Below are 15,577 nucleotides of genomic sequence, written 5' to 3'. Positions count from 1 at the left end.
ACTGTAAAATCAACGTTTCGCGCTTCAAACTTCGCTGCGTCTGCAGCAGAGAGGCCGAACTATACCCACCTCCCAAATACTCGTCAACACCCGCACCGCAAAATTCCAGCCCCAAAACGCTAAACCCCTGTTTTTAAACGCATCCGAACCAATCGTTTTTTCTCAGCCCCGATGAAAACCCTGACGCCACCCTATTCCCTGAACCTGATTGGCCCTGGCCGTTTGGGCCAAACGCTGGCCCGCCTGTGGCATGAACAGGGCCTTGTTAGCATAAATAGCATAGTGGGCAATACATGGGCGCGGACCCGTGCTGCTTGCGAATTCATCGGCGCCGGCACCGCAACCACCTGGGAACACCTAGCACCCGCCAACATTACCCTGATCGCCACGCCAGATGATGTGCTGGAAGCCTCAGCTAATCGATTGGCAAGCAGTGGCTGCATGCGCCCCGGTGATATAGCCCTGCACTGCAGCGGCGCACTGGCCAGCACTATTCTTGCTTCATTGAAAAATTGTGGTGTGCACGTTGCCAGCATTCACCCGCTCAAATCATTTGCCACGCCATCTCTGGCCATCAAAAATTTTGCCGGGACGTACTGTGGCCAGGAAGGCGATGCAGAAGCACTGGAAACTCTGCTGCCGCTTTTCTCAGCCATTGGCGCCAACTGCTTTGCCATCAACCCGGCGCAGAAAACGCTGTACCACGCTAGCGCCGTATTGGCCTGCAACGCAATGGTTGCCCTGATGCATGCCGCACTGCTGAGCATGGCTACTGCGGGCGTACCGCCAGAGACAGCTTGGCCGGCGTTGCGTCCACTGATTGACGGAACGCTTTCTAATATAGATAAGCTCGGAACAGAAGGCGCGCTAACCGGGCCGATTGCGCGGGGTGATGTGCAAACGGTTGCTCACCAATATGCTGCACTGAATATCCTTAACCCAGAACTAGGTAAAGTTTATGCGACATTAGGCAAGTTTACGGCATCACTCGCCCCACTGAGTGATGCGCAGCGTCAGCATTTACACAACATCTTACGGGGATGAGCTTTCAGACATAGGTTCACTGCGCCAGCCTTTCTCAACAAAGAGCCGTTCGGCATCTTTATAGCACTGAGCCAAGTACGTATCACTAAAGGCAATCTTTCCTTGAGACCAGAAACGTGGGGACGGTATTTTGTCGTCAGGATATGCCTTCAAATATGCTGAGGCCTCCTCTCGCCGACAAGTAACTTCTGGATACAAGCCATTTATCAAAAAGCCGATGACCGCTATCGACAATAGCGTAACCCCAACTCGGCCAATATGGCCGTAGCAGGGTGGTTGTTCCACCTTCGAATTTTCTTGCAAGATCAATCCCGCCAGGGCTCCACCAAGACCAGTCAGTATTGGTAAATTGGTTCCCGATGTTTGGGTAGCCAGCAGCATAGCAACCCATGCGGCGAATAAGACCAACTTCTGAGTACCTGCCAAGCTATCCAATTGATCGGTAGATTGCCGAAAATATACAGCCGCCTTGAAAAATAACCACAACACGCCGACCGAGAATAGAAAAGTACAGAAAACACCCCATTCTGAGAGCAACTGTATTATCAAGTTGTGTGGGTTGGCACCTTCGCCAATATGTGGAATATCCCCATAGTAGGCAAAATGCATTGGCCCAGCGCCCAGAAGGGGATACTCCCCAAAGATACTCAACCCCCTGCGCCACAACTCAAGCCTTGAATGCACACTCCCAGTGGCAAACAACGAGGATGACGACGCAACATCAAGAGAAGCACCATTCAACAAAGGCCACAATCCGTGCATTACGCCGTACCCCATCCCTCCCATAATCAGAAAAAATGTAAACCGTCTCAACCAAGACAGCGCCAGCCCTGGTGATAGAACATAAATCAGTGGGCAAACCAGCATGATAGCCAGATAATTTGTTCTCGAACTCGACACATAAATTAATGAAAACCACACCGCACCTAATCCCCAATAAGCCCATTTGACTAACCTACCAACTGGAAGATAGTGATTGGCCAGCGGATACAAAAACAAGAATGGCAGATAAAAAGAATCAAAAGTACGTGGATTATCAAACCCAGGAAACCTGAGCTGAACACAAAACAACTCTTGACAATTGACAACAGTCAAATACCAGATACTATAAAAAATAGTATACATATATGCAGAAAAGAATACCGCCAAAATCAGATCTTTCAACCCCATAGAACCGCGAATTTGTACAGCCCGATACACACCTAACCCAAGCAAACCACAACCAATGAAGTAAGCCCACTCCAATAGAGCGTATCGAGAAAGCAAAGCCATCCACGCAGAAACCAATCCAAAAACAGAAAAAACAAACAATCCAATAACGTAAGGAATCCCAAACCAACAAAAGCCTCTTTGCCGAGTAAAATTTATAAAAATATTTAAAAAAGCAACAGCCAACAGGACCGCAACACCCAATAAACGATACCTATCTGTTGCATACATCTGCCAGGGTGGAATAAATGTCAACATTCCAGATAGCGGCAAAACCATCAAAGAAAACAGAAAAATTTTCCATATGGTATTTTCATTCAAGCAAGAAGGCATCACCATATCGCTGCAGTTGCCCATGATCGCCCTCCATTTAAATTGATTTCCACCCACAACCTCACCCGCCTCAAGCACTACGTATTTATATTTTATATATACATCAACTTATGCCACAGCAATGCGTTACTTCAATACTATAAATAGCAAACCAAAATACATTAATACTTACAACATTTATACGCAAAACCAATAAACTACTTACAAAAATCAAATAATTATCAATATAATCAATCAATTATATGAACACAACACCAAGATACCTGCAACAAAACCAGCATACTGCCGACGGTCTGGTGCCAATAACATTTTTTTCTTGCAAACCCACCAAACCGTTCTACGTTGGAACTGTAGGGCAGGCAGCAGCCCTTCAGAAACACTATTCCTTATAACAAGCACGCAATTCTGCAGGACGGCTTGCAGGATTACCAGGGAGGGGAGCTGCTTCATAAAGATCAAGCCAGCTTGATCTGTTTTAGCATATAAAGGAGAGCATCATGAAAGCCTTGCAAACAAAATTCTCCCATTTCATCAACGATGAAGAAGGCGTTACAGCAATTGAATACGGCTTGATCGCCGCATTGATTGCCGTTGTTATCATTGCCGCAGTCAAGCTGGTTGGTACAGAGCTTGACAAAGTGTTTGATAAAATTGGTGCTGCACTACAATCGGCTTAATGCTTAGCATTACTGACCCAAAACACCAAATCCAGTCTCTAATCATCGAGGGGTTGGATTTGGTTAATACGACATTTATTGCTACCAACTTCAAACCGACAAGGAGCAGCACTAATGAAGCGCTTCTACAAATCATTCCGCTCCTTTTGTCAGAACACACAAGCCGTCACCTCAATTGAATATGCACTCCTGGCATCACTGATCGCCATGGTGATCGTAATAAGTGTCTCCACCCTAGGTGGAATTCTCGGTTCCTTATGGAACTGGGTTGCAGGTTGCGTTGTAAATCTTGGCTGTGCTTGATTGGCGCTCAACCCCATTTATAAATGAGATCATGAACGAACTGAGGCATGATCTATGAATCACATCAATATTGGCGTGCTCGCAATTTTTCTGCTCATTGCAGCTGTGAGTGACATCAAAAATCATCGCATTCCGAACATATTGGTTGGCATCGGCGCCATTCTTGCATTTGCCATCAATCTATGGATATCCGGCCTCTACGGCTTACTGATTGCATGTGGTGGATTTTTCCTTGGACTACTTTTGTTCCTGCCGTTTTACTTGCTACGCACGCTCGGTGCTGGCGATGTGAAGCTGATGGCCATGGTGGGCAGTTTTTTATGGCCATCAGGTCAATTCTGGGGAGCCATTGCGGGAACGCTTATCGCAGGTGGCATTCTGGCGATTGCGGTGACGGCATGTTCCGGAAAAATTCGTCAGATGCTCATAAATACCAAATCAATATTACTTGGCGGGTTGATTGATGTGCATCTAAAACAGATGCCAACACTGGATGTTGGCCCGCAATCCGTAGGCAAGTTGCCCTATGCCGTGGCTATTGCCTCCGGCACATTAGGCTACCTGGCCTTGCAATATGCAGGCTGGATTTAGAAATACAGTTTGTTGGTGCGATATGCATTTTGTGTAATCTTTTGATATCGACCCGACAGACGTACAGATACAAAATTCCCGGTTGCGCCGCATCAAAACCAAGCCTACGGTGAAATGGAGAGTGGAAACCGGTGATATCGCGTTTCCCGGTGATTTCATACGGACAACTCAGAAAAATGCAGGTGGAGAAAAATCATGATGATGGCCACCAAAGCAAGTAAGCCTGCAGAACTTCCCGAAGCTTGGCAGGTTACCGGCCCGATTCCTCCGCAGCCGCGAACGGTGGGTGATACCGGGCTGAATTTCCTCTTCATGATAGAGCTGCTGACCAAAGTGCTTTTTCTGCGCGGGCAACTGCGTCTGATCGAGCTATCTGATCATCTGAAACTTTCGATTGGTGTGCTGGAACCACTGCTTACGTTCTTGCGTACAGAGCGCATGTGCGAAGTCTCCCGCAGCACCAGCAGTGATACTTCCACTTCCTACAATCTCACTGACTTGGGCCGTCTGCGCGCAGAAGATTTTCTGCAAAAAAGCCAATACGCCGGCCCTGCGCCTGTCAGCCTGGAATCCTACATTCAACAGATTCAGCAGCAATCCGTCTCGAATATGCAGGTTACTCACCAGGATATCGTCAAGGCATTTGATGGCATCGTGGTGAAAGAAAACATTCTCAAGCAGTTTGGTGCCGCGATGAATTCTGGCCGCGCGATCTTCGTCTATGGCCCAGCCGGCAGTGGCAAGAGTTTCATCTCGGAGCATCTGGTGGGCTTGCTCTCCGGCGATATCGCCATCCCTTATGCCGTGGTCGTGGACGAGGCCGTGATCCAGGTTTTCGATCCTTTGGTGCACATTCCCACACCGCAAACGGATGCCAGCGTCTGCCTGGATGGCCGTCGCGCCTGCGATGCACGCTGGGTACTTTGCCACCGCCCTGTCGTAACCACTGGCGGGGAGTTGACTTTGCCGATGCTGGATCTGGATTTTGATGCCAGTTCCCGCTTCTATCAGGCGCCACCGCAGGTGAAGGCCAACAACGGCCTGCTGATCATTGATGACCTTGGGCGGCAATTGACTCCCGTATTGGCCCTGCTGAACCGCTGGATTGTGCCGTTGGATCGGCGTGTGGATTACCTGGCACTGCATACCGGCAAGAAGTTCATGGTGCCGTTTGATGTGATTGTGGTGTTTTCCACCAACATGCCCCCCAAACAACTGGCAGACGAAGCCTTCCTGCGCCGGCTTGGCTACAAGATCTATATCGGGGCATTGGATGAGCAGGATTACCGTGATATCGCAAAACAGGTCTGTGAAGAATTAAGCGTGCCGTTTTCCAAAGATGGTATCGATTACCTGGTGCATGAACATCACTACAAGGAAGGTCGGCCGCTTTATGCGTGCATCCCGCGCGACATCATCGGCCAGGTTCGGGATATCGCCAGATATAGCGGACAAAAACCTGAAATGACACAGGAATTGCTGGACTGGGCATGGAGCAATTACTACGCCCGCGATTATGAGGACGGCAGAGATCTCAACGACAGGCAAGGGGAAACGAGATGAAAAACACAAGAGCAGTGGTCATGATCGCGATCTCCGTGATCATCGGACTGGCCGCCGTTGTTCTGGCATCTAACTGGATCAGACAACAGGGAACAATGAACACCAGCAAAGTGGTGGTTGCCGCCAAGGATATGGATTTGGGCACGCGGCTAACACCGGAAGGGCTGGCTTTGGTTGAATGGCCAAGCGGCAGCATTCCTTCAGGTGCGCTACAAGGCGAAGTCGAATTGGGCAAGCTACTTAAAGACCCCGGCACACAAGAACCTCGTGTACTGAAAACCACCGTGCTCAAGGGCGAGCCGATCATGGAGCCGAAACTGGCGCCGGTTGGCACCAAGGGTGGGCTATCCGCAGTCATCGTGGAAGGCAAACGCGCCATTACCGTACGAGTGAACGATGTGGTCGGCGTAGCCGGTTTTGCACTGCCTGGCAATTACGTGGATGTGCTCGTCAACACGGTGGATGAAGAAGCCAAGAGCGCCAACAAAGACAAGACCATCTCCAAGATCGTGCTTGAACGCATCCTAGTGCTGGCAGTGGCTCAGGAATCCGGTCGGGATGAAACCAAACCGAAAGTGGTCAATGCCGTCACGCTGGAAGTCACACCAGATCAAGCTGAAAAACTCGATCTGGCCCGCAGCATCGGCACTTTGTCTCTGGTGCTTAGAAACCAGGTAGACACCTCCCCAGTTACCACCGATGGCATCTACAAGCGCGACCTGCTGAATCGCCAGCCCGAGCCGATCGTCATCGTGGCCTCACAGCCGCAAACAGCGCCCAAGGTTGTGGTGAGAAGAGTGGTTGTCGCACCCAAGCCGGTAGCCCCCAGGGCGCCGGCCAAGGAAAAGGTTGAAATCATCAAGGGGTTGTCGCAGTCCAGCAGTGAATTCTGAAGGGCTGACCGAACAAAAGCATGAATGAGCCGGACTGCCTGCCGGCACCCAAATTTGACTGCAATACAGTCTTCGCCATGGGGAGAGTTGAAATGAGCAAACAGGAAACGCGGTACACGATATTGCCAGGTGCTGGCATAAAAACCCTGGCAATCCTGATGGGTACGACAATGGCACTGGCTTTGCCTCTGCAAGCAGCAGAGCCCGCTGCCAAAAAGCCGGCCACAAAGCCCGTGACGGTACAACAGGCTGCTGCGGCGCCTGTCGATGTAGCCACCAGCGGGCCGATTGAATTTGCCTCGCAAGTGAACGCCACCGTGGGCAAATCCACGCTATTGCGTATCCCTGCACCTGTAACGCGAATTTCCGTGGGCAGCCCGGATATTGCGGATGTGATCCTGCTCAACCCGCGTGAAATCTACATGCTGGGCAAAAAGGTCGGAACAACCAATCTGATCATGTGGAGCAAGAGCGGCCAGAGCACAGTGGTTGATGTAGTAGTCGGCATGGATACCACCGCACTGCAGAGCAAGCTCTCCCAGCTTCTGCCGGGTGACAAAAATATCAAGGTCATGACTGCCGCCGATACGGTTGTACTCTCCGGAACTGTGACAGATGCCATCAAAGCAGACCGCGCCGTGGCTTTGGCCGAAGCCTATTCTGGAGGCAAGAAAGTAGTGAACATGCTGGCGGTTTCCAGCGTTCAGCAAGTGATGCTGGAAGTAAAGATCGCCGAAATCAACCGCACGCTGCTAGAAAAACTGGGTCTGGATTTCTCCTGGGCCAATGGCCGTTACCTACTCTCAGGAATACTGGGTGGCGCCGCAGCGGAATTCATCCGCTACGGTGGCAGTACTACCGTTAGCAACCCTCTAACGGCATTAGGTATCGATGCCCAGAAAGGCGATGGTCTGGTCAAGATATTGGCAGAGCCCAGTATCGTGGCCATCAGCGGTCAGGAAGGCAGCTTCCTGGCAGGTGGTGAAATTCTCATCCCTGTTGCCGATGGCGATGGCGGCATCGAACTGGAAACCAAGGAATTTGGCGTAGGACTGAAATTCACGCCTACCGTACTGGAAGAAGGTCTGATCCAGATGCGCGTGGCCCCGGAGGTGACTGATCTGGTTGGTTTCACCACGGTGGCAACATCAATAAGCGGTGCAGCCACACTGGTGCCAAGCCTCACTACACGGCGAGTATCGACATCCGTGGAACTGCGGGATGGCCAATCGTTGGCCATTGGTGGCTTGCTACAAGATAAAACCAAGCATCAAATCGATCGTTTCCCGATTCTTGGGGAAATTCCGGTGTTAGGCACGCTATTCCGGAGCAATGAATACCAAACCGATAAAACCGAGTTGGTCATCGTGGTAACACCTCGCTTGGTCAAGCCATTGCCAGCCAACTACACACTGCCCACCGATTCGTTTGTCGAGCCCAATCGCTTCCAGCGCATGCTGAAAGGCACGCATGAAGGCGCAAAGGAACAGCCCGCAGAATCATCAACACCTCAGACCAACAGCACGCCCGCACAGGCACCCGCTGCCGGCGGCTTTGAAATGAAGTGAAGGAGACAGCCATGCAAACCTTATCCATTAAATTGCTGCTGGCCGGTGCGGGAATGTCACTGATGCTGACCGGCTGCGTGGCCCCGGCCCCGGTGCTCGACAGCAAATTCGGCGAAGCCTTCAACACCATCAAGGCCCAGCAGACCCTGAATCCGGACGGAACAAGAATCGCGGAAGTTCCAATCGGGCTGGATGGCAAGGGCGGCGATGCGGTGATCGACAAATACTACAAGTCGTTCGAATCACCGCCTGCGGCTGCCAATACCTTCACGATCGGCGTTGGTTCTGGAGGGGGTTCTAAGTAAGAAAATCAACACAGTGCTCAGCTCGCCCAAGCCCTGCAAGCAAATTTTAAAGCACATCAGCTTGCGGGGCTGAAGCCTCCCAATACAACCAGGCCCTCTAGATGCAGGAGGTAATCGCGATGAAAACATCAACAGTATTCAACTTGCCCCGCTCCAATCAGCGTCAACGCGGTGCGGTGGCAATCATCGTCGGCATCTGCATTGTGGTATTGATCGGCATGATTGGCTTGGTAGTTGACCTTGGGCACATGTTTGTCACCAAGACTGAATTACAAAATGCTGCGGATTCCTGTGCATTGGCGGCTGCAAGGGAGTTGGATGGTGGCACGGATGGCTTATTGCGTGCAGAGAATGCAGGTATCACGGTAGGAGGAAAAAACAATACGGCGTTGCAATCCACCCCTGTCACCATTGGGCCAGAGAACATTACCTTCAGTGTCTCGCTTAGCCCGAACAGTGGCTATCTGACAAGAGCGAGCGGCGCCCCGACAAATTCGCAATATGTCATGTGTACACTCAATCGCACTGGCATCGCGATGTGGTTTATGCAGGTTCTGGGTTTCGGAGATCAGACCGTAGCGGCACAGGCAGTGGCAACTCTGGCCCCCTCACAAACCACCTGTGCAATTCCGATCGGGCTGTGCCAACAAGGAAGCACACCAGCCCCCTTTGGATTCAATCTTGGATACTGGTATTCCGGGAAATTCGACAGCAGCACACCTGGCGGAACAGGCAGTTACAACTGGCTGGATTTTTCACCAAATGCAGGAGGCGGAGCCAATGAGCTGAAGGATTTACTGAAAGGCTCAGGTCAATGCGAACTCCCTCCTGTAGGTGCGCTTGTGGGTCAGCAAGGCCAGATATCCGGTCTGTCGGATGCATGGAATTCTCGCTTTGGCATCTACAAGAATGGCGGGCAATACAACTTGACCACCGCTCCGCCTGATTTTACCGGCTTGGCTTATACCAATAGCGACATGTCGTTTGCAACCTCGATAACTTGGCCGAATACAGAACCAGAAAATGCATACTCGGGAACAGATTCAGACTCTTCAAATGGTGTGACACTCAATTATCTTGCTGGCCAAAACGCACGGGTGCCTTATCAAGGCACTGATCCTGCGGATATAGGGAATGCCTACCATCCAAGTACATCCGCAGAACATGCTCAATATGGTGCCAACCGCCGTATTGCGATTGCCCCGGTTGTGAATTGTCAGGATCTCGCATCCTCAAATCCGCAACCTATTCCAATTCTGGGATATGCCTGTGTGTTGATGTTAAACCCCATCAAAGGGCCGGATGATGTATTTCTGGAATACAGAGGCATGGCGAATGACCCGACCAGCCCCTGTGCCTCTTACGGAGTCCCTGGCGGTACAGCAGGCCCTCTGGTTTCTGTTTTGGTGCAATGATGAATACCTTACCTCATAACCATAAACAGCACGGCGTCGTTGCCGTGGAATTTGCCTTGGTCATCATTCCAATGTTGCTCATGGTGTTTGGCATCACCGAATTTGGCCGTGCCATGTACCAGTACAACACGCTGGCCAAAGCCACCCGCGACGCAACGCGCTATCTATCTACGCAAGCAGCAGGCTCCGGCACAGGCACTGCACAGTGCCTTGCGGTTTACGGCAACAAAACTTGTGCCGGCAGCCCATTGGTACCGGGACTGACAACTAGCATGATCGACATCTGCGATGCGCTCAGCTGTCAGGGCACACATGCCTCCATATCGACGGGATCTGGCGTCGTCAATCTTGTTACGGTAACGGTCCGAGACTACCAGTTCCAATCGTTGATCAACTTTTCCATCGGGGGGCTGAATGCAGGCCTACCCGGCATCACATTCGGGCCAATCAGCAACACCATGCGGCAGGTACTGTGACGCGGAGGTCTACATCATGAAAATGGCCAGCATGCGTACCCATAGGCTTGGAAAAAAACAGAGCGGCGTCAGCGCAGTTGAGTTTGCCTTGATTGCTATAGTTTTTTTCACTTTGCTACTGGGCATCATTGAGTTCGGACGCGTCTTGTTCACATGGAATTCGGCAGTTGAAGCTACACGCTACGGTGTACGAACTGCTGTGGTATGCGACTTAAATGATGATGCCATCATCTCACGCATGCAGCGGATTATGCCAAGTATCACCTCTGCAAACGTGGCGGTCACTTATGAGAGTTCGAATGGACAAACATGCACCCAGAGTACTTGTGAGCGTGTCTATGTGCGCCTGCAAGGATTAAGCATCACGCCTTTGATCCCGTTGCTGAACATGACGCTAACAGTTCCGGCCTTTGAAACATCATTACTGCGAGAAAGCCTTTCAAGTGCAAGCAATCCAGTGTGCTTGTAAGACCCGTTGAAAATGACCATAAATAAGAATAAAGACATTGTTTTGTACTGCCCAACATCAAGAATCGCTGTATGCAAGAATCAAAAACAAGGGGGGTGCCATGAAAATCGTGGCTGCATCTAATAATCCGAAAACACTGGACGATCTGCGCCAGCATCTCGGAGCAGATAAAAGTCTGCTGGATATCGCGCTGGTTACAGGTGGCATTTCACAGGCCGAAGCTGCCGTGGACGAGATGCATCCGAATCTGTTGATCTACGACGCGGCACAGGGGAATCGAGTAGAACTGGCAGAAATCGAGTTGGTCAGCCTGCGCCATCCGGGCATGGCCGTTATTTTGCTGGCGCAGGTGCAATCGCCAGAATTCCTGACCGAAGCGATGCGTGTCGGCGTACGGGAAGTGGTTGGTATGCCACTGACCGGCCAATCACTGCTCGATGCCGTAAGTAGAATCCAGAAAAGAGCTGCGCTGCTGAACTCAACGCACCACAAGGGCAAGGTACTGGCGTTTATTGCCTGCAAAGGGGGGAGCGGCGCTACGTTTCTTGCTGTCAATCTGGGCTACATTCTTGCCGCTGCCGAAGGTAAGCGGGTTGCCCTGTTCGATCTCAACCTGCAGTTCGGCAATGCATCGCTATTTGTTTATGACCACCCCCCCATCAATACGCTGGCGGATGTGGCCAGCAATTTCCAGCGGCTGGATGCTTCTCTTCTGGCATCCAGCATGGTGCAGGTGTTGCCCAACTTCGGCATCCTGGCCGCCCCGGAAAGCCCTGATCGGGCTACAGATATCAAGCCAGAACATATTGATGCACTGATTGAGCTAGCTGCATCTCAATATGATTTCGTGATCCTGGATATGAGCCGGGCACTGGATGCAGTAAATGTTCGAGCATTGGACAGAACCAATCTGATTTTTCCGGTGCTACAGGAGACGCTGCCATTTATCCGTGATGCCAAGCGTCTGCTCGCCACATTTCAGACACTGGGCTATGGGCGGGACAAAATCAGGCTCATCGTGAACCGCAATGAAAAAGGTGGGGATATCCGCCTGGATGATGTGGAGTATGCCTTGGGAATGAAGGTATCCCACACCATACCGAACAGCTTCAAGGCGGTATCTGCCTCCGTAAACCAGGGGGTACCGGTCATGAAAATTGCACCCAATGACCCGGTAACCAAAGCTTTGAGCCAGATTGCAAAAACATTGCATGACGGCCCGGAAATCAAGCAGTCCGGGTGGATTTCCCGCTTGTTTCAGAAAAATTAGAACACTCGTCAGATCAAGCGGTACAAGCCGAAAAATTGAACGGATGCGAAAAACAGAAATTTGATTGAGAGACAACAGGGTCGACGCAGCAGCAACCGGCGAACCGCAAACGATTGGGGGTACGATCATGTCACTGAGAGAACGACTGGAAACCATACAGAGCGATACCGCACTGGCGCCGGTTGGCACCCCGCAATCCGTTTCCGACAACAAGGCCTATCAGACACTGAAATCTCGGATCCACCGAAAGCTGCTGGATCGGGTTGATCTGGCCGTCATGGAAACGCTTTCGGCAGACCGACTGCGCGATGAGCTGAAAACCATGGTTGAACGCCTGCTGGCGGAAGAAACCATGCCGATCAACGAGGCAGAACGCAGCAGTCTGGTACGCGATATCCAGCATGAAGTGCTTGGCTTGGGGCCTCTGGAGCCCTTGCTGGCCGATGCCACCATTTCCGACATCCTGGTGAACACGTACAGACAGATATACATTGAGCGCCGCGGCAAGCTGGAAAAATCCGATATCACCTTTGAAAACGATGCGCACCTGATGAAGATCATCGACAAGATCGTCTCGCGCATCGGCCGCCGTATTGATGAATCGAGCCCGATGGTGGATGCGCGACTACCCGATGGTTCCCGCGTCAACGCCATCATTCCTCCGCTGGCGGTGGATGGCCCGCTGCTTTCCATCCGCAAATTCGCAGTTGTTCCACTGCGTATGGATGATCTACTCACCAACAAGAGCCTGACCCCGCCGATGTCGGAAATCCTGGAAGGTCTGGTCCGTGCGCGCGTGAACCTGCTGGTTTCCGGTGGTACAGGTAGCGGCAAGACCACCTTGCTGAACATCCTTTCCGGCTATGTCCCTGCCACCGAACGCATCGTTACCATCGAAGATGCAGCCGAACTGCAACTACAACAACCACACGTAGTGCGGCTTGAAACCCGACCGCCCAATATCGAGGGCAAGGGTGAGGTTACGCAACGCGCACTGGTCAGAAACAGCCTGCGGATGCGTCCTGACCGCATCATCGTTGGCGAGGTTCGTGGCGCGGAAGTGCTGGATATGTTGCAGGCCATGAATACCGGCCATGATGGATCCATGACCACCATCCACTCTAACAGCCCGCGTGATGCACTGACCCGACTGGAAAACATGATTGGACTGGGCGGATTAACCCTGCCCCCCAAGGCAATGCGACAGCAGATCAGCTCTGCGTTGAGTGCCTTGGTTCATGTTTCTCGGTTGTCGGACGGCAAGCGCAAGGTGATGAGCATTGAAGAGATCACGGGTATGGAAGGCGATATTGTCACCACCCAGGAAATCTTCACTTTTGTGCAGACGGGGATCGCGTCCGATGGAACCGTACTCGGACACTTCCGGGCCACGGGCATCCGCCCGAAATTTGCCGAACGGCTACGCGTGCATGGCATCCCGCTGCGTGATGAGATCTTCGATCCGACACGCCTGTACGAATAGACGAATAGGAGCCAATCATGGACTACCTATATTACGCGTTCGCCATACTGGGATTCCTGGCAGTGGTGCTGTTTCTGGAAGGCGCCTATCTGGCCTGGAATACCTACAAAGGGCCAGAAGCCAAACGCATCGAACGACGTCTGCAAGCATTGTCCGCTGGCAGTGGCCGTGTAGAAGAATTGACCATTCTGAAAAAGCGGCTGCTAAGCGAAACGCCCACGATGGATCGTTTGCTGATGCAGATTCCGCGCGTGCATGTGCTGGATCGCATTCTGGTGCAATCCGATGTAAAAATGAACGTGGCAGGGTTTCTCGGCATCACCCTGCTCTGCACGGTCGTTGTATTGATGCTCTGCATTATTTTTGCTCTCCCTCTGCTTCTCTTGGTCATGTTTACCCTCTTGGGCGCGGCACTTCCTCTGCTCTATGTAACCAACAAGCGGCAGAAACGCATCAACGCGATTGAACAGCAATTACCCGATACCCTCGACATGATGGCGCGCGCGTTGCGGGCAGGGCATGCCCTACCCGGCTCGATCAAGATGGCTGGCGAAGAAATGCCAGAACCCATAGCCGGTGAATTCCGAACTACTTTCGACGAACTCAACTACGGGGTGCCTTTGCAGGATGCCCTGACCAACATGGCTGCCCGTATACCTGTCGAAGACCTGCGCTACTTCGTGATTTCCGTGCTGATCCAGCGAGAAACCGGCGGTAATCTGGCGGAACTGCTAGATAGCATCAGTGCACTGATCCGTGCCCGTTTCAAACTGCTAGGCACCATTCGGGTACTGTCTGCCGAAGGCAAGTTATCTGCCTGGATATTGACCCTGCTGCCGTTCGTACTGGCCGGGGTAATCAGTTTCATCCACCCCACATTCATCGGCATACTGTGGACCGATCCGGCTGGCAGGCAAATGATTGCCGGCGCACTTGTCATCATGATTCTTGGCATCTTCTGGATGTGGCGCATCATCAAGATCAGGGTCTGATCCCATAACCGAAACAGGGAGCAATATCATGACCACCCTGCAAATCATCTATCTGGTCGTCATCTTCGTGGTGGTATTTGTTGTTGCCATGGTGACGTTCACGCAACTCAGCAGCAGCCCGGTACGCCAGCGATTAGAGCAACTCTCGGCAACAGGCCAACCGGCTACCGAAGCAGATGTGCCCGCCTGGGTTCAGCGTGTAGTCAAGCTGACCGGACCGCTTGCCAAGCTTTCGCTTCCTGCCGAAGGCTGGGAAAACTCGCCCTTGCGCGTGCGCTTCATGAACGCCGGTTATCGCAATCCATCGGCACCGGTCATGTTTTTTGCGGCCAAAACGATACTGACCATTGCTCTGCCAGGCGTGCTATTGCTGTATAGCGGGATATCGCGTCTTGAGCTTGAACCCAACATGTTCATGCTGTTGGTGGTTTTGTTGGCGGCCATAGGCTACTTCCTGCCCAACGCCCTACTGGAACGAAAAATCGCCTACAGAAAGCGGGAAATCTTTGAAAACTTTCCAGATGCAATCGACCTGATGACAGTCTGTGTCGAAGCCGGCTTGGGATTAGATGCCGCGATCGGGCGAGTCGCCGAAGAAATGAAACTGAAAAGCCCGACGCTCGCGGAAGAAATGCATCTTATCAACCTGGAGTTGCGCGCAGGCGGTACACGTGCGCGGGCTTTGCGCAACCTGGCCTTGCGCACCGGGGTGGAGGAGGTCGACAACCTTGCCGCCATGCTGATTCAGGCAGACCGATTCGGGACCAGCATCGCGGATTCGCTCCGCGTGCATTCCGACAGCCTGCGAACCAAACGCAGATTGCGTGCGGAAGAAGCCGCCGCCAAGATTCCGGTCAAGCTGCTGTTTCCGCTGATTTTCTGCATTTTCCCCTCAATGCTGCTTGTGTTGCTTGGCCCGGCTTTTATCAGCATCTATCGCGTGCTGCTGCCGACCATGGCAGGGCAATGATCTCTCTAAAAGGAGG

General features: G+C 52.0%; 16 protein-coding genes. 15 read left to right on the top strand and 1 reads right to left on the bottom strand.

Annotated elements, in window-relative coordinates; genetic code table 11:
- The first annotated feature begins 171 nt into the window (after nt 1-171).
- Nucleotides 172-1,044 carry a Rossmann-like and DUF2520 domain-containing protein gene (locus tag AC0KVQ_RS13425; RefSeq protein WP_473421678.1) on the top strand — a complete coding sequence of 291 codons (873 nt, stop codon included), beginning with the start codon at nt 172-174 and terminating at the stop codon, nt 1,042-1,044.
- Here the strand turns inward: AC0KVQ_RS13425 and AC0KVQ_RS13420 are convergent.
- The gene (locus AC0KVQ_RS13420) at nt 1,033-2,610 is read right to left on the bottom strand and encodes an O-antigen ligase family protein (RefSeq protein ID WP_473421677.1); all 1,578 of its coding nucleotides are present in this window, start codon (nt 2,608-2,610) and stop codon (nt 1,033-1,035) included. The two genes, AC0KVQ_RS13425 and AC0KVQ_RS13420, sit on opposite strands and share 12 nt — an antisense overlap.
- A gap of 473 nt (nt 2,611-3,083) precedes the next feature.
- On the opposite strand from AC0KVQ_RS13420, the gene AC0KVQ_RS13415 reads away from it, so the two are divergent.
- The 14 genes from AC0KVQ_RS13415 to AC0KVQ_RS13350 all read left to right on the top strand — a co-directional run bounded on the left by AC0KVQ_RS13415 (nt 3,084) and on the right by AC0KVQ_RS13350 (nt 15,561).
- Nucleotides 3,084-3,263 carry a Flp family type IVb pilin gene (locus AC0KVQ_RS13415; protein WP_473421676.1) on the top strand — a complete coding sequence of 60 codons (180 nt, stop codon included), beginning with the start codon at nt 3,084-3,086 and terminating at the stop codon, nt 3,261-3,263.
- Nucleotides 3,264-3,377: 114 nt separating this feature from the next.
- Nucleotides 3,378-3,566 carry a Flp family type IVb pilin gene (locus AC0KVQ_RS13410; protein ID WP_473421675.1) on the top strand — a complete coding sequence of 63 codons (189 nt, stop codon included), beginning with the start codon at nt 3,378-3,380 and terminating at the stop codon, nt 3,564-3,566.
- Nucleotides 3,567-3,620: 54 nt separating this feature from the next.
- Nucleotides 3,621-4,157: an A24 family peptidase gene (locus tag AC0KVQ_RS13405; RefSeq protein ID WP_473421674.1), complete on the top strand. Its 537-nt coding sequence runs from the start codon at nt 3,621-3,623 to the stop codon at nt 4,155-4,157.
- 195 nt (nt 4,158-4,352) lie between these two features.
- Complete coding sequence (locus tag AC0KVQ_RS13400; RefSeq protein ID WP_473421673.1) at nt 4,353-5,720, top strand: P-loop NTPase family protein; 1,368 nt, start codon at nt 4,353-4,355, stop codon at nt 5,718-5,720.
- The gene (gene cpaB / locus AC0KVQ_RS13395; RefSeq protein WP_473421672.1) at nt 5,717-6,613 is read left to right on the top strand and encodes a Flp pilus assembly protein CpaB; all 897 of its coding nucleotides are present in this window, start codon (nt 5,717-5,719) and stop codon (nt 6,611-6,613) included. Before AC0KVQ_RS13400 ends, cpaB begins: the two co-directional genes overlap by 4 nt.
- 92 nt (nt 6,614-6,705) lie before the next feature.
- Nucleotides 6,706-8,181, top strand: a complete 1,476-nt coding sequence (locus tag AC0KVQ_RS13390) for a type II and III secretion system protein family protein (RefSeq protein WP_473421671.1) — start codon at nt 6,706-6,708, stop codon at nt 8,179-8,181.
- Between the two features lie 11 nt (nt 8,182-8,192).
- Nucleotides 8,193-8,486, top strand: a complete 294-nt coding sequence (locus AC0KVQ_RS13385) for a hypothetical protein (protein WP_473421670.1) — start codon at nt 8,193-8,195, stop codon at nt 8,484-8,486.
- A 119-nt stretch (nt 8,487-8,605) separates the two neighbouring features.
- A complete protein-coding gene (locus AC0KVQ_RS13380) occupies nt 8,606-9,901 on the top strand; it encodes a pilus assembly protein TadG-related protein (RefSeq protein ID WP_473421669.1) in 1,296 nt (431 codons plus the stop codon).
- Entirely contained in the window at nt 9,898-10,377 is a 480-nt protein-coding gene (locus AC0KVQ_RS13375; protein ID WP_473421668.1) for a TadE/TadG family type IV pilus assembly protein, read from the top strand. The genes AC0KVQ_RS13380 and AC0KVQ_RS13375 overlap by 4 nt, the downstream gene beginning before the upstream one ends.
- A 16-nt stretch (nt 10,378-10,393) precedes the next feature.
- Nucleotides 10,394-10,846: a TadE/TadG family type IV pilus assembly protein gene (locus tag AC0KVQ_RS13370; RefSeq protein ID WP_473421667.1), complete on the top strand. Its 453-nt coding sequence runs from the start codon at nt 10,394-10,396 to the stop codon at nt 10,844-10,846.
- Between the two features lie 100 nt (nt 10,847-10,946).
- Complete coding sequence (locus AC0KVQ_RS13365) at nt 10,947-12,116, top strand: CpaE/TadZ family protein (RefSeq protein ID WP_473421666.1); 1,170 nt, start codon at nt 10,947-10,949, stop codon at nt 12,114-12,116.
- Between the two features lie 127 nt (nt 12,117-12,243).
- Entirely contained in the window at nt 12,244-13,599 is a 1,356-nt protein-coding gene (locus AC0KVQ_RS13360) for a CpaF family protein (protein ID WP_473421665.1), read from the top strand.
- A gap of 17 nt (nt 13,600-13,616) precedes the next feature.
- The gene (locus tag AC0KVQ_RS13355) at nt 13,617-14,591 is read left to right on the top strand and encodes a type II secretion system F family protein (RefSeq protein WP_473421664.1); all 975 of its coding nucleotides are present in this window, start codon (nt 13,617-13,619) and stop codon (nt 14,589-14,591) included.
- A 28-nt stretch (nt 14,592-14,619) separates the two neighbouring features.
- A complete protein-coding gene (locus tag AC0KVQ_RS13350; RefSeq protein ID WP_473421663.1) occupies nt 14,620-15,561 on the top strand; it encodes a type II secretion system F family protein in 942 nt (313 codons plus the stop codon).
- Nucleotides 15,562-15,577 lie beyond the last annotated feature (16 nt).

Source organism: Formivibrio sp. oc-25 (assembly GCF_055810895.1).
This window is presented reverse-complemented; position numbering and strand designations above follow the sequence as displayed.